Origin of the sequence: Mucilaginibacter lacusdianchii (assembly GCF_009770985.1) — a bacterium.
Classification (GTDB): Bacteria; Bacteroidota; Bacteroidia; order Sphingobacteriales; family Sphingobacteriaceae; genus Mucilaginibacter; species Mucilaginibacter lacusdianchii.
On the sequence record NZ_WSRW01000001.1, the window covers coordinates 947,242 to 962,228 of the forward strand.

Annotated in this window: 11 protein-coding genes; 2 read left to right on the top strand and 9 right to left on the bottom strand. The window is 42.1% G+C overall.

What is annotated here, in order from left to right; genetic code table 11:
• Positions 1 to 8 precede the first annotated feature (8 nt).
• Entirely contained in the window at positions 9 to 3,167 is a 3,159-nt protein-coding gene (locus tag GPM24_RS04285; protein ID WP_158825491.1) for a SusC/RagA family TonB-linked outer membrane protein, read from the bottom strand.
• 516 nt (positions 3,168 to 3,683) lie between these two features.
• The gene (locus tag GPM24_RS04290; protein ID WP_158825492.1) at positions 3,684 to 4,253 is read right to left on the bottom strand and encodes a motility associated factor glycosyltransferase family protein; all 570 of its coding nucleotides are present in this window, start codon (positions 4,251 to 4,253) and stop codon (positions 3,684 to 3,686) included.
• A gap of 94 nt (positions 4,254 to 4,347) precedes the next feature.
• Between GPM24_RS04290 and GPM24_RS04295 the strand changes: the two genes are divergently transcribed.
• The gene (locus tag GPM24_RS04295) at positions 4,348 to 5,202 is read left to right on the top strand and encodes a hypothetical protein (RefSeq protein ID WP_158825493.1); all 855 of its coding nucleotides are present in this window, start codon (positions 4,348 to 4,350) and stop codon (positions 5,200 to 5,202) included.
• Between the two features lie 32 nt (positions 5,203 to 5,234).
• Here the strand turns inward: GPM24_RS04295 and pafA are convergent, their stop codons facing one another.
• The 4 genes from pafA to GPM24_RS04315 all read right to left on the bottom strand — a co-directional run bounded on the left by pafA (position 5,235) and on the right by GPM24_RS04315 (position 11,811).
• Positions 5,235 to 6,893: an alkaline phosphatase PafA gene (gene pafA, locus GPM24_RS04300; RefSeq protein ID WP_158825494.1), complete on the bottom strand. Its 1,659-nt coding sequence runs from the start codon at positions 6,891 to 6,893 to the stop codon at positions 5,235 to 5,237.
• 690 nt (positions 6,894 to 7,583) lie between these two features.
• Positions 7,584 to 8,690 (bottom strand): acyl-CoA dehydrogenase family protein, encoded by a 1,107-nt coding sequence (locus GPM24_RS04305; protein ID WP_158825495.1) that lies wholly within the window; start codon positions 8,688 to 8,690, stop codon positions 7,584 to 7,586.
• A 1-nt stretch (position 8,691) separates the two neighbouring features.
• Positions 8,692 to 9,312: a nicotinamide riboside transporter PnuC gene (gene pnuC / locus GPM24_RS04310; RefSeq protein WP_158825496.1), complete on the bottom strand. Its 621-nt coding sequence runs from the start codon at positions 9,310 to 9,312 to the stop codon at positions 8,692 to 8,694.
• 6 nt (positions 9,313 to 9,318) lie between these two features.
• Positions 9,319 to 11,811, bottom strand: a complete 2,493-nt coding sequence (locus GPM24_RS04315; RefSeq protein WP_158825497.1) for a TonB-dependent receptor — start codon at positions 11,809 to 11,811, stop codon at positions 9,319 to 9,321.
• A 418-nt stretch (positions 11,812 to 12,229) separates the two neighbouring features.
• Between GPM24_RS04315 and def the strand changes: the two genes are divergently transcribed.
• The gene (gene def / locus GPM24_RS04320) at positions 12,230 to 12,805 is read left to right on the top strand and encodes a peptide deformylase (RefSeq protein ID WP_158825498.1); all 576 of its coding nucleotides are present in this window, start codon (positions 12,230 to 12,232) and stop codon (positions 12,803 to 12,805) included.
• A gap of 3 nt (positions 12,806 to 12,808) precedes the next feature.
• Here def and GPM24_RS04325 read toward each other — a convergent pair whose 3' ends face one another.
• The 3 genes from GPM24_RS04325 to GPM24_RS04335 all read right to left on the bottom strand — a co-directional run bounded on the left by GPM24_RS04325 (position 12,809) and on the right by GPM24_RS04335 (position 14,965).
• Positions 12,809 to 13,450, bottom strand: a complete 642-nt coding sequence (locus tag GPM24_RS04325; protein WP_233268732.1) for a hypothetical protein — start codon at positions 13,448 to 13,450, stop codon at positions 12,809 to 12,811.
• A gap of 110 nt (positions 13,451 to 13,560) precedes the next feature.
• Positions 13,561 to 13,839, bottom strand: coding sequence for a NifU family protein (locus tag GPM24_RS04330; protein WP_158825499.1), 279 nt, complete (start codon positions 13,837 to 13,839; stop codon positions 13,561 to 13,563).
• A 37-nt stretch (positions 13,840 to 13,876) separates the two neighbouring features.
• Complete coding sequence (locus GPM24_RS04335) at positions 13,877 to 14,965, bottom strand: Mrp/NBP35 family ATP-binding protein (protein WP_158825500.1); 1,089 nt, start codon at positions 14,963 to 14,965, stop codon at positions 13,877 to 13,879.
• Positions 14,966 to 14,987: the final 22 nt, after the last annotated feature.

The window sequence follows — 14,987 nt, forward strand, 5'->3', positions numbered from 1 at the left end:
ATCAAGCATTAAAATTTAGCAGTAAAGCCGGCAGTAAGGGTGCGCTGGTTAGCAGCTGAATTCCTGTCGATACCTTGCGTAGTGTTACCAGCAGAACCAGCACCATTTGAAGAAACCTCAGGATCTGAACCCGGATATTTTGTAAAGACAAATAAGTTGTAACCACTTACATAAAAGCGCAAATTAGATAAGCCTACTTTACTTAATAGTGGCTTCGGTAAAGCATATCCAAAATTAAAGCTTTTCACTTTTAAAAAGTCACTTTTAAACACGTTGGCAGACATAGGCAATGTTGAGCCATTAGATACGTTATCATTAGCCACCACACGAGGGATATTGGTAACCTGGCCTGGGGTAGTCCAACGGTTTAAGATATCTACATTATTATTCCAAAAACGCTGATCGTGCAACCCTGCGTTAGTACCATAATAGGTATAACCACCCAACTGATAAGTAAGTAATACATTTAGATCAAAACTTTTATAACGGAACGTGTTACTGAAGCCACCAAACGCTTTAGGTGCTGTTTGCTTGTAGTTAACAGCATCGGCGCTTTGTGTGATTGCCGGTGCACGTGTACCATCGGTATATTCCCATTGGAAGCGACCTGTTGCCGGAACATGGCTATATAAAACTTCGCGACCTGCCGCATTTAAAAATATCCGGCGTCCGGATGCTGGATCTACACCGGCTGTACGTACAATGTATAAGCTACCTATTGAATGCCCAACTTCGCTGATACTTGCAGTTTCGCTACCTGATGTAGTAGAGGTTATTCTGGTTTGCCCCTCTGCCAAGCTCACCAACTGGTTGCGGTTGAATGAAATATTGAATGAAGAGTTCCAGCTGAAATCTTTTGAGCGGATAGCTTCAGCATTCAAGCCAATTTCTACGCCTTTGTTAAACATTGAACCGATGTTAATTACCGGTCTTGATGGTAAACCCGCTGATGGAGCAGTCTCTACCGGAAGAATCAAATCTGTAATATTACTTTTATAGTAGGTAACTTCGGCAGTAACCCTGTCATTTAAGACGCCAAAATTAGCGCCTAAATCTAATTTACTTATCGTTTCCCATTGCAAATTAGGATTTCCGGTCTGGTTGAAGTATAAAGAACCTGCGGTATTATATAAGCCTGTTGCATATAAACCATATGAATCATATGCACCTATATTGTTGGCATTACCTACACGACCATAGCTGGCACGTAATCTGAAGCTGCTAAAAATTTTGTCTGCATTTATAGAGTTCCAGAATTTTTCTCGTGCAATTTCATAAGCAACTGCACCGCCCGGAAAGTAACCAGCTTTATTATTAGCACCAAATGCCGAGAACTCATCCCTTCTTAAAGTACCGCTGATATAATATTTTTTATCAAAATCATAATTCAAACGACCAAAGAACGATACTAGGTAATCTTCAGAATAAGCCATACCTGAAGGGACATTGGTTGCATAGCCAGCCTGTACAACATCAAATGCCGGATCAGATATTACAGTACGGTTTATACCAAAACCACGGCTTGCGGTACGTTGCTGCTCGTTGCCCAACAACAAGCTTACGCTATGTTTGGCCGCAAAAGTGCGGTCAAACTGCAAGGTATTATCCCAAACCCATCTTTGATTTTTATAGAAAGTACCTGTTGCCGAGGCTGTGGGATTACCATCGCCCTGTATAGGGTTTTGATAAGTATCAATATTCCGATACAAATAATCAATACCGTACTGTGATTTAAAAGTAACCCAAGATAATGGCTTGATTTGTACATACAAATTTGATGAAACTTGGTTTATCTCATTACTTGAGCGGTTCAAATCCAATAGTGGAACAATGTTGTAGTAACCAATACCCAAGCCTTTGTTTGCGCCTAAGCCTAGGGTATTACCGTTGATGTTATAAGTACCGTTTGCATTGTAAGGGCTGATATTGGGGGGCAATACTAAACCGATACGACCTAAACCAGTGATACCAAATGCCTCACCTTCTTGTGAACCAGAACTGGTGGCAGCAGTGTTTAAACTATTGCTGTATGATAGTTTTCCGCCTACAGTTATGATTTTGCTGGCCTTATGATCAAAATTGGCCAACATCTGCTTTCTTTCAAAACCGTTTTTTTGAATTAAACCTTCCTGTTTACTCCAGTTTGCCGATAAATAGTAGCTAGTGTTTTCATTGGCACCAGATAAACTCATAGTGCTATTGTAAGAGGTTGCAGTTCTGTATATATAGTCAAACCAATTGGTATTAACAATATTACCGTTAGCATCCAAAGTGTTTTCGTAATACAAATCATTAGTAGCACCTGTTCTGCGATAAGTACCAGCATTTACTAAGCCTTCGTTTTTGATGATGGTGTAATCAGCTGCATTTAACAATTTGGGTAAACGATAAGGCTTGTTCATACCAATCCAGCTATCTAAAGTAACAACCGTTTTACCTTTTTTACCTTTTTTAGTGGTAACGAATATTACGCCATTGGCGGCACGGCTACCATAAATAGCTGTTGCTGCAGCATCTTTTCCGACATCTATACTTTCTATATCTTCCGGATTGATATTAGCCAAAGCATCGCCGGCAGCAGCTGTACCGCCATTTTGATTACCGCTAAAGCTTGGCACACCATCAATCACATACAAAGGTTGAGAACTACCATTAATCGAATTGGTACCGCGAATACGGATTACCGGAGTTGAGTTTAACACACCTGTCGGAATGTTTACCTGAGCACCAGCTACACGTCCACCTAAAGCCTGCTGAATGTTTTGCACTGGTTGCTGAGCAATATCTGTTCCTTTTACAGTGCCAATACTACCAACCACATCACGTCTAACCTGCGTGCCGTAACCTACTACTACCACATCGTTTAATGTACTGGCAGTTCCAGACATCACCACATCCACCCTATCACCTGTTGGTGTAATACTTTGCGAGGTAAACCCAACAAAACTGAATGTTAATACCTGACCTGAAGCTATTTTAATGGAATAAGAACCATCGGGACCTGTTTGCGTGCCGGATTTTGAGCCCTGAACCATAACACTTACACCTGGAAGACCTAATCCGTCATCTTTTCCGGTTACTTTTCCGGTTACTGTGCGGGTTTGCGCATAAACTTGCGTGCTTAGCAGGAGCAAAACCCATAAAAAATTGAGTAGAACTTTTTTCATTCGCTAATAGTTTGATTAATTAAGGGCAATTTATAATAAATATTTACTTCAAAGTACTAAATGATGATTTTTTATTAAATAATCGGTCATATTTTTTAATTTATTTTATAAATACTAAACAATTTACCCTAATAGCATCATTTTGATTAATTAATTTGAGATAATCGGATTTTTACGCCACAAAAAACCTCATTTCGCTAGAAAACGAATGCAGATAAAAGAATTCCTAGAAAAAGTGGCTGTTTTTTTTAGATGAAATGGATTGGAATACCATTCATGGCCTAAAATATAGATTTAATATTAAAATGTAAAAAACTTGTTACATTTATTTACAACCATTGGTTGTAAAAGATAAGGTTGAAGCAAAATGCAATACTGGTATTGAAGATCAGCAAGTAAGTAAGCAACTGGCATTGCTTATTGCCTGACATTAAAAGATTAGATTATATACTAGAATTAAAGGCTAGCGTATGACAGTTAATTAAAGTTTGATTGTCCTCCGTCTTAAATATATCATTAATATCTTTCTGCTATCATCAAATAAGGCTCTTTAAAAGTCAATTTAAAAAACCCATCATTGGTAGTTGAATATTGATTATGCGTTAACGGTGCCAGACCTTCTTCCAACAACTCAATAGATGGCCCTAGTATTTCAATTAATTCACCAGCTGGCTTCCATTTGCTGAAACCCGACATGATTGGATATATTTTTTGCTGATTACAAAAAACCACCCAATCAATTTTACCAACATAAGCTTGATACGTTTTAAAATCAAACCCACTGGTAACGATATTTACAGCTGGATAACCCTGCTCTATTAAAAATTCAAGTGCCGCATTCAAAAGCGGCTTACCTGCACTCTTAAGAGTTTTCACATCAGATTGTGCAATACTAAAGCCTTCATCACCTATTATGTAATCTACCTTAATATCATAAATGGCCAACTGTTCGGCCATGGCAGAAACGGCTATCACTGTTGGGCTCCATTCCAGCAATTGCCCTAGCTCTTCGTCTGTAAATTGATCCAGGCCTAATATTAATAAAGCCGGTTCCTGCTTTTCGCGAACAATATGATGTGACGACATAATTTAATTGGTTTGCTAGACCGCATTTCATACTCAAGTAGTATGTTTGCAAAAGTGTTAATTCACTTTCATAGCCCACTTATACAAAGGTATAATGAATAATAACGATAGCCAACAAAATCAATTTGCCTTACTGGTACATACTTGCGACCGGTATCGCTTTTTGTATCCGGGCTTTAGTTACTTTTTTGACAAATACTGGGATTTTGGGGCACATTGCAACTATTATTTCGCTACCGAAGAAGCAGAAACGGCTTTACCACATTTCACCAATATCAAGTCGGGCAATGGTGAGTGGGCCGACCGGTTACGTTATTTATTGGAACATATTATTCGAGAACAGTATGTACTATACTTTCAGGAAGATATGTGGTTAAACCAACCTACCAGCGGAAGCTTTTTTAACAAACTGTTTGCGCTGGCACAAGCCAACAACTGGCAACAGATAAAATTAGGAAGCGCCAGTTTGTACAAAACGCAGCCTACACCTTATTATATAGAAGGGTTCAATGTAACGCTGCTCGATAACCAAGCATCAGATTATCTGATGTCGCACCAGGTTACGTTATGGAATAAAGATTTTTTGATTCAACAATTACATAAAGGGGAACATCCCTGGCGTAACGAAAGGCGGGGCACCAAGCGTCTCAAAAAATTAAATCCTCAAATTTTCCATGTCGACTACTTTGCCGAAAATGGTCAGGGTACCATTAACAACAATCAGCCGAACGCCATACGCAGTGCATATTATACCATATCGGGCAACAGCATGTTGCAAAACCGTGTGGAACCTTATATTACAGCACTATTACAAGGAACGCCTGAGCAACAAACTTACGCTGCACAACTAGAATATCATTATCAAAACCAGCTCACGCACGATGGCTTACCTAAGCCGCGAAAGGAAGACATCTTTAAAAAGATTAAAAATTGGTTATTAAATAAATAAGGCCTGCATTTTTGCGCAGGCCTTATTTATTATTACTTTTTCAGAGCTTCCTGTACTACTTTACCTATACAGCCACTTGGCATTTGAATGTGCAATAAGCCAGCTAAAGTGGCCGAAATATCCGTCATATGCGTATCGCGGTTTAGGCTACCGTGCTGTATGCCCCATCCCATCAATACAAATGGAATGTGCGTATCGTACGGCGAACTTACCCCATGCGAAGCGCCGGTTGCCGAACGGCCTGCATACCATCCGGGCTGTAGTATTACTTGAATTTCGCCGCTACGATCGGCATTGTAACCGTTAATAATACGCTCGCGCAATTCGGCAGGCACGCTGGCCAGTTGCACTTTTTGCATATCCACGGCATATAATACACCGAGTTGCTGCGTCAGCCAGTCTATGCAATCCTTTTTGATGGCCTCTTTATTAAGATTTTTCTGCGCAATGGCTTTATTGTTCAAATTTATCTGATAGCTATCGATGCCTCTGATTAATGGGCTGATTTTGTATTTATCTTCCAATAAATTATTTAAAGCTTTAGTAGCTGCACCTGAATCCCAAAGACCGGACGGAATATTATGACTTTTGGCAAAAGTTGCATTATGAGCAGCACCATGATCGGCTGTTAAAAAAGCAGTGTAATTACCTTTACCTACTTTAGCATCCAGATATGAAAAGAAGGCTGCCAGATCTTTATCCAAGCGCAGGTACACATCTTCTGCTTCAACGGAATTAGGGCCAAACTGATGACCTACATAATCGGTTGATGAAAGGCTAACCGCCAGAAAATCAGTAACGGGCCCCTTGCCTAACTGTTCGGCATCTAAAGCTGTTTTGGCAAATTCCAGTGTTAATGTATTACCGAAAGGCGTAGCCCGAATGGCACCAAAATCACTACCTTTTATAGTTGGCAAATCATGCGGAAACACCGGTGCTTTTTCACCTCTTGATGATGTTTCGGCCGGAGAATTATCCGGTGCGCTTTGCACATAGCTTTCAATTGGATATAACGTATTCCAAGGCTGGCTCAAATACTTATTTACCAACCCTTGATCGTTAAACTGTTTTACCCAAGCAGGCAAATCACCCATGTAGTAGGTACTGGTAATCCAACGGCCACTGGCATCGTCAAACCAGTAAGCACCATTAGGTGTATGGCCGGCAGGCAAAATACTGCCCCGGTCTTTTAAAGCAATACCAATTACCTTTGAACGGAAATTGGTTGCCAGTTTCAATTCATCTGTAATAGTGCTGGCCAGTAAATTACGTGGTGACATTTGTCCGGCTTTTGACGGACTTCCTACCGTTTGTACGGTGGTATCTTCGGTACAATAGGTATACCGGCCGGTTGCCTGTATAAAGAATGAATTAGCCGCAATACCATGAATGGCCGGTACCGAGCCGGTGTAAATACAACTATGGCCGGGCGCGGTTTCGGTAGGCAGGTAATCGATATGGGTATTTTCACAAGTAAAACCCTCGTTTAACATCCGTTTAAAACCGCCGGTTTGGTAACGGTCGTAAAAACGATACAAATAATCCCAACGCATTTGGTCAACCACAATACCCACCACCAGTTTAGGACGAGGCAAGGTTGTAGCATTTGTTACGGGAGTTTTAGCTTTTTGTGCTGATGAAAGCATTGGCATTACTGCCATGCCTATTAATACCCAGTTCTTAAATTTCATTATAGCTGTTATATTAAGGGGGCAAATATCAGCAATGTAAATAAAAGGCAGTGTGATTTTTTTGTTATGGAATGAAGAAAATAGGGTTTTATGCTTTAGGCTATGCTTTTAAATTTGTGCTTTTCTAATTAGCTAATGCGTTTTTAACATCCTTTAGTGTTTTTAAACCTACTTCGTCTGCTCATTGCCGCAGGGGCTAGTTCTTTTGTCATAGCTACAAAAGAACCAAAAAAGCCTAGCTGTTGCGATCACCTGTCTGCCCGCAAGGCCGTCGCTGGCCCGGGCGCAACAGCGGGCCACTGCGCTTCTCATATATCTATCTCGCAGGAGTTAACTTCAACGTAAAGCACTACCAGAACGAGCTTAAAAAAAGAATCGGCATTCAGCTTCTTTCGGTAGCTTCTAACTTAAGTATAAGTACTGACCTAAGTAGAAAGAAGGTGCGGCCGAGAGCGTTATTCACTTAATGTTAGTTTTTTAACGGTGTTCATGAGATCGCTAACGCTAAGTTTTCTTTTGGTTACTTTTCTTTTTTGCGGTAAAAAAGAACGGCGAAGCCCTCTTGAGTGCCTATAAAAACAATTAAACAATACGAAAAAAAGTGACTTCCACAGGCAGTGGTCAAACAACATCCTTATCCTAACAAGGCACAACCTAAAGTCAAAGCACAAAAAAACACAAGACGCTCTCCTATTCACTAAACGTCAACAAAGCATGCTGACCAGCCGTATGCAAATCCCGCCATACCTGGTTAATCTCCGTATCGGGCGAAGCAGCTTGTAAGCCACAGTATGGATATAAAGTATCGACACTTTCGCGTGCAATCTGGGCTAACAAACGACTAGCGCGGCTAACAGCTTGTAGCTGCACATCTTCAATATGATGACTTGTTTCCATGGCCTGCCAGGAAGCGTCAAGTGCCTGATAAAAATTATCGCGCATGGCCTGTATATTCTCTCTTACCCCTTGCAGTGTATTCAGTAACACTTCGCGGTGTACATCGGTTAAACGCTTCTGTTTTAATTTCTCATGAAATATAGGCTCGCATAAATCAGCAAAATGTATAGCCATCCCCGAAAGGTTAGCAGCCAGGGTAGCTTCGGCCAGTTGCAGGAATGGATAGCGGTATAAAGGTCCGTCAATTAAGGTATCTTCTGCATTGATTTTAAAACTTCGGTTGGCACTTACCCCAGCATCGTGCAGTGTAAAAGCATGACTACCGGTACCCATCATACCTATATATTTCCAAGCAGGTACCAAGCTAGCAGCGTCTTTATCAATCACAAACGATAATATCATTGGCTTACCGCTGGAATCCATTACTGGTTTATTATTATCAATAATCTGACAGCTGGCCGTAAAGTGGGTTGCATGCCGAACGCCGCTGGCATATTTCCAGCTACCATTAAGCACATAACCGTCATCAGTTATAGTAGCCGTACCCGAATCAGCACCACTACCTGCCAGGCAAACCCTAGGGTCGGCAAATATCGATTGAGCTGCTTCGGGCGCTATAAAGCCGCCAAACCAGCCTGCTCCGGCACATAAGGTAACTACCCAGCCCAGGCTGCCATCAGCCCAAGCCAATGCTTCTTCCAAGCGAACTAGATCTGGCAAAGGCATTTCCACACCACCATAAGCGGCAGGTATTAATAGCTTAAACCATTGCTGCTCATAAATAAGCTCAAGCTGTGCAGATTGCAATAATCCTGCTTGCTCGGCAGCAAAAGCATTTTTGCGGATAACAGTTACCCATTCAGGCTGCAATAGAACAGAAGGATGAGGTATGGCAAGCATATTAGTTCAATTGAGGTTTTAACTGGCTTTGCCGGTATAGCTTACGCCAGTCAAAATAGCCAAAAATGGCCACTATAAATAAAAACGCAGTTAGCAGCGCAAATAGCGGCAAGTGCTTATGGAACAACAGCGGAATAGCAAATAGATTGGAAACGTTAAGCACCACCCAGTTTTCTATCCGCCTGCGTGCCAGTAACCAGGTACCTGCCCAAGCCGATGACGACACCCAGGCATCCCAAACCGGCACGGTTGAATCGGTAAAATACTTAAGCAGTACAAAAATTACTCCCCAGCCAACAAATGCAATCAGTATGGTAATAACCCACTCCTGCTTTGTGGCATAGGCAATTTGCACTGGTGCTGCATTTTTACGGCGTACCCATAACATCCAGCCATAAATACTCATGCCTACATAGTAGGCGTTTAGGGCCGAATCGGCATATAGGCCCGCCTTAAGTAGCAGAAATATGGTGATAGCCGAGCCGGCGATACCTGCAGGGTACAACCATACCTTGTTTTTACGGGCCAGCAATACTTCGGACATGCCAAAAAATACGGCCAACCACTCCAAAGGAGTAGTTTGCCGTATTTGCGTTATTAATAAATCAAGCCACTGCTGCATAACTTATTAAAATCTCAGGTTAACAGAAGCCAGGAAGTTGCGGGTAGCCTGCGGAAAATAATAATTGTAATTTACCAAGTAGCCACTTTCTACATCCGGGTAAGTAGCACCGTTGGCTTCATACTTTTTGCTGAAGATGTTATTTACCAATAAAGTAACACCAATGTTTTTAACCCCTTTAATGGCAAAATTGTAATTTAGGCGAACATCGTTCACAAAGTACGATTTCAGGTAACGGTTAACAGCATAAGGGTTAGCCGCTACATCCGGCGAGGTAGTTACACCAGTTGGGTTGATATTGGATGTATTATCCAGGTACTGCTTGCTTACATACTTACTTAAAAACGCAATACTGCCATTTTTGACCGGCGAAAAAGTAATCTCACTACCTGCAATCAACGATGGCGAAAAAGCCAAATCTGATTTTGCCAGGGTTTGCACCACAGACGGCAGCGGATCATAATTCTCATCTGATGCATTTAACGTCTGAACAAAGTTCTTTACCTTATTGGTACTTAAAGTAGCATTGGCACCCCACGTTAATGCACGGGTAATACGCACGCGCCCTTCGGCTTCTATACCGGCACGGTAGCTGTCTTTTACATTAGTACGCACTTGTGAGCCTACATCATTCAACTGCCCGGTTAGTACCAGCTGGTTTTTATAAATCATGTAAAAGCCATTGATGCTTCCATTAAAGTTAGCCTGATTGATGCGGTAGCCCAACTCGATATCTTTCAGATTTTCTGATTTAGGCAGCGGCTGACCGGCCACACGGTCGGTAAAGTCATTACGATTAGGCTCGCGGTTACCAATAGCAAATGAGGCATATACATTATTGTTAGCGTCAATCTCGTAAGTAATACCGGCTTTGGGATTAAAGAAATTAAAGGTTGCCTGATTGTTAATCTGCTGCATCTTGTTCTCCAAGCCGAAAATATTGTAGTACACATGGCGGTACTGCAAATCGCCATACAATAACAGTTTACCCAACTGATACTCGGCACGGCTATAAATGTTAAAGTCGTTCTTTTTAGCGTTGTTGCGGTAGTACTCGTAGTTCGGAATGATGCCGGCACTTTGCTCAGTGTATAATACATTACCAAAATGGTCGCCATCGTATTTATTATATGCACCACCAATAATCAGGTTTAGTTTGCTGGGGTGATATTTTAGGGAGTACGTTACGCCATAAAAATCATTATCCAGCCAGCGGCGACGAGCCAGATTAGTATTCTTAATGGTGGTACCGCCAATAGTTACCGGCTTTATACCATAAGTATTCTGCAAATCATCGTCTTCACGATATTCTTCATAATAGCCAGAACCTTTGGTATAATGCAAGGCTCCGCTGAAAGACAGCACACGGGAAATAGTCTGGTCATACAACAACTGGTAATGCTTCTGTGTATAATCATCTACCTGGTCTCGGTAACGGTCGCCATTCGGCATAATACCCAGTTCATTGTAACGACGAGGGTTTTCGCCAATTGACGCTGCATAGTCCGGATCGCCGATGATATTATCCGGAACACCGTTCCATGCTTGATAAGTACGCTCGTGCCCGGCAAATACATTGGCACGAATCACATTGGTTTTGCCGTAGTAAGCACCGCTTAGAAAATACGATTGCAAATTGGATGAAGCCATATCAATGTACCCGTCTGACGCAATGCGCGACAAGCGGCCATCAAACGTAAACTTACCGCCCAACAAACCTGTACCTAATTGTACCGTATTTTTTACCGTACCATATGAACCGGCTGAATTGTTCAACTCCGCGTAAGCACTATCCCGGCGGGTGGTAGTAGATATATTGATGCTACCCCCAAAAGCACCGGCGCCATTGGTAGATGTGCCCACACCACGTTGTATCTGTATATTATCTACTGATGAAGCAAAATCGGGCATATCCACAAAGAATGAACCTTGGCTTTCGGCATCATTATACGGAATACCGTTGATGGTTACGTTGATACGCGTACCGTCCGATCCACGGATGCGGATACCGGTATAACCCACGCCCGCGCCGGCATCAGATGTAGTTACCACTGAAGGAGTTTGGTTCAGTAAAAGCGGCAAATCCTGACCCAGATTATTTTTTTGAATGTCCTTACGGCGCAGATTAGTAAAGGCTGTTGGCGAGTTATTAGACGCGCGGGTGGCACTTACCGTAACTTCTTCTGCTTGTAATGTACTGGCAGTAAGGCTCAGATTAATAGTTTGATTGCTGCTGAGGCTGAATGCCTTTTGTGCGTTTTGATAACCGATGTAGCTTACTTTTAATACATAGCTACCGGCTTTTACATTGTTAAACTGATAGGTACCGCTATTAGTGGTAACCGTACTGGGCGACACCTGTAACCCCTGTAAAATAACAGTAGTACCGGGTAAAGGCTGACCTGTTTGCTGATCAACAATTTTTCCAGATACGGAGAACTGGGCCGCTGCCCAAAATGGCAACAGCAGGGCAACAAGTGCCGAAAGTAAATTTTTCAAAATGATGAATAGAACATTATGTTAAACCATCTGCCCGCTAAGGGTGTAAATTGCGTGCAGTACACTTAACTTATTACCTCTGTCCCTACGCCGGCATTACCCGGATCAGGTGTAGGAGTGTGCTGTGAGTGGCGGGTTGATCGTTGTGAATAATAATTTCACATAACCGACAACAGATAACTAACAACACTTCTCCATGGGTATGATCTCAGCCTGTCTTTCAGTTTGATTGCTCAAAGCAAGGCACCCCTTAAGAAATTATGCAGCAAAAGTAGAATATGATTTCGGATTTCGAACTTTTAATTTCGATTTTTTACAAAGTTGATTATACCGAAGCAGATTTTGATATGGCTCATTCATGACAAGGGAACTAAGCCGCATTTTTTTTAACAAAAGTTAAATTCGTAATTTTGCAGCTATGAAACTACCCATTGTAGCCTACGGCGACCCGGTTTTGAGAAAAAAGGCGGTTGACATTATACCTGAAGAACAACCCGACTTAAAAGAATTGGTGGAAAACATGTTTGAAACCATGTATGCTGCCCGTGGCGTAGGTTTGGCAGCTCCGCAAGTGGGTAAATCTTTACGTTTGTTTGTAATCGATGCATCTCCGTTTGATGACGATGAACCGGAACTGAAAGACTTTAAAAAAGTATTTATCAACGCCCAGATACTGGAAGAAACCGGTGAAGAATGGCCTTTTAATGAAGGTTGTTTGAGCATTCCGGACATTCGCGAGGATGTTTACCGCAAGCCTACCGTGCGTATATCCTATTATGATGAAAACATGCAACATCACGAGGATACCTTTAAAGGTTTGGCTGCACGGGTTATTCAGCACGAGTATGACCATATTGAAGGCAAGCTGTTTACCGACAAATTAGGTCCGCTACGCAAGCGTTTAATTGAAAAAAGACTGAATGATATTTCGCGCGGGGTAGTGAAAGTAGATTATAAAATGAAATTCCCGGCAGCTAAAAAAGGCCGCTCATAATTATTAATCATTGCTGCTCCGGCTTTTATCGCCGGCAGCAATAGATTTAATAAGCGATCCCCAGGCTATAGGGTTAAGCAGCGGGTTCGGAATTAATGAATGTGAATTCAGTATACGCGTATGCATATCCTGCCCTATAGCCGATTGTATTTCACCGGCATCACGTGCCAATGTACTGTTAGCCGCAGCTAACGAACTTTTGCTCAAATTTTTACGGGCATTTTCCAGGTCGTCACTAGCCACTTTCATCGTCAAAAAATCTTTCCTGAATTCATCCGTAGTAGCCCACGGAAACACATGGAAAGCAGGCAGGTTGATAACCTGCGGTTTCATTTTCACATGAACGGTATAGCTTTTATTGGTATTAGCCGGAATAACAATCTCCTGCGGCGCGAAACCCACTGCGGTAAACAGCAAGGTATCCTGTTCGTGAACCACGAATGAGAAGTAGCCTTTGTAATTAGATATATTAACTGTTTTTTTACTGTTTGCATTGGCAATAGAAACGTAAGGGACAATTACCTTGTTACTATCAGCATTTACCGTGATTCCCGAAAATTGCAGCAAAGGTTTTTCCTGCTGCTGTCCGAAAGCAACTACTGTGGCAAACAAAAAAAATAATAATCCAACTACACGCTTCATCATTAGCTCTAAACAGTTGTAACTGTATTTACCCGGCTATAATTAAAAAGGTTTTAACGAGATAAAAATATGCTAAGGTGCTGATATACGCTAATATTTAACATTACTTAACATTAGCGCATGTTGGCCGGCAAAACCGCATTAGGGTCGTCCATATCAGTCAGGTTAAGTGCCTCAACAGCGCTTACCTCGGGCACGGCTTTCATAATGGCTTGCTCAATACCGGCCTTTAGGGTCATAATACTCATTGGGCATGAGCCGCATGAACCCAGCAGCTTCAATTTCACCACATTATCTGGCGTAATCTCTTCAATTGAAACATTCCCACCGTCAGCTTCCAGATACGGCCTGATGGTATCTAATGCTGCTTCAACCTGCTCAAACAAACTCATGTTTATAATTTTAGTTACGTAAAGATATTAATTTTTTTTAGTGATTTACCACATTCACGCCATCGGGTGCCTTGGCGTTAAAGATGGAAACCTGTTGTGCCACCCGCTCGGCAATATGCATAAAAGCCTTGTTCATAATGCCATCTTCTGATAGTACCACCGGCTTACCTGCATCGCCCGATTCGCTGATACTTTTCACCAGAGGTATTTCGCCCAAGAAGGGTGCATCAATCATTTGCGCCAGTTTTAAGCCACCACCCTGTCCAAAAATGTAATATTTGTTTTCGGGCAATTCGGCCGGTGTGAAGTACGACATATTTTCAATCACCCCCAGTACAGGTACATTAATGGCATCCATCATAAACATGCCAACCCCTTTTTTGGCATCGGCCAAAGCAACATCCTGCGGTGTAGTTACAACAACCGCACCGGCAATCGGGAAGCTTTGGGTAACCGTAATGTGTATATCACCAGTACCTGGCGGCAAATCCACCACTAAGTAATCCAGTTCGCCCCAGTCGGCATCGTTGAATAGTTGTTTTACGGCTGTAGAAACCATTGGCCCACGCCATGGCACTGGCTGGTTAGGGTCGGTAAAGAAACCGATAGATAGCAACTTGATGCCATATTTTTCAATAGGCTCGATACGGGTTTTGCCATTTACCTGGCTGGCCTGCGGGCGGGCACCTTCCAATCCAAACATGATAGGAACCGATGGGCCATAAATATCCGCATCAATTAAACCTACGCTTGCGCCAGTAGCGGCTAAGCCTAACGCCAGGTTAGCTGCCACGGTAGATTTACCCACGCCACCTTTACCTGATGCCACAGCAATAATATTTTTAACACCCGGAACACCAGTGTTTTTTTGTGTTGTTACGCGCGATGTCATATTGATACTCACTTCCACATCCGGACTGATAAAATGGCTGATGGCATTGCGGCAGGCATTTTCAATTAAACCTTTTAATGGGCAGGCCGGTGTGGTTAGTATAACCGAAAAGCTCAGTTTATTACCTTCAATATGTATATCCTGTATCATGTTCAAGGTAACCAGGTCTTTTTTCAAGTCAGGTTCCTCAACGTTGCTCAGGGCTTGTAATACTTGTTCTTTATTTAGTTGCATAATAATAGGGTGAGTGCAAAAT

Excerpts from the sequence above, each read along its gene's own strand:
- GPM24_RS04285 (WP_158825491.1), bottom strand. The coding sequence starts at position 3,167 with ATGAAAAAAGTTCTACTCAATTTTTTATGGGTTTTGCTCCTGCTAAGC.
- GPM24_RS04290 (WP_158825492.1), bottom strand. The coding sequence starts at position 4,253 with ATGTCGTCACATCATATTGTTCGCGAAAAGCAGGAACCGGCTTTATTA.
- GPM24_RS04295 (WP_158825493.1), top strand. The coding sequence starts at position 4,348 with ATGAATAATAACGATAGCCAACAAAATCAATTTGCCTTACTGGTACAT.
- pafA (WP_158825494.1), bottom strand. The coding sequence starts at position 6,893 with ATGAAATTTAAGAACTGGGTATTAATAGGCATGGCAGTAATGCCAATG.
- GPM24_RS04305 (WP_158825495.1), bottom strand. The coding sequence starts at position 8,690 with ATGCTTGCCATACCTCATCCTTCTGTTCTATTGCAGCCTGAATGGGTA.
- pnuC (WP_158825496.1), bottom strand. The coding sequence starts at position 9,312 with ATGCAGCAGTGGCTTGATTTATTAATAACGCAAATACGGCAAACTACT.
- def (WP_158825498.1), top strand. The coding sequence starts at position 12,230 with ATGAAACTACCCATTGTAGCCTACGGCGACCCGGTTTTGAGAAAAAAG.
- GPM24_RS04325 (WP_233268732.1), bottom strand. The coding sequence starts at position 13,450 with ATGATGAAGCGTGTAGTTGGATTATTATTTTTTTTGTTTGCCACAGTA.
- GPM24_RS04330 (WP_158825499.1), bottom strand. The coding sequence starts at position 13,839 with ATGAGTTTGTTTGAGCAGGTTGAAGCAGCATTAGATACCATCAGGCCG.
- GPM24_RS04335 (WP_158825500.1), bottom strand. The coding sequence starts at position 14,965 with ATGCAACTAAATAAAGAACAAGTATTACAAGCCCTGAGCAACGTTGAG.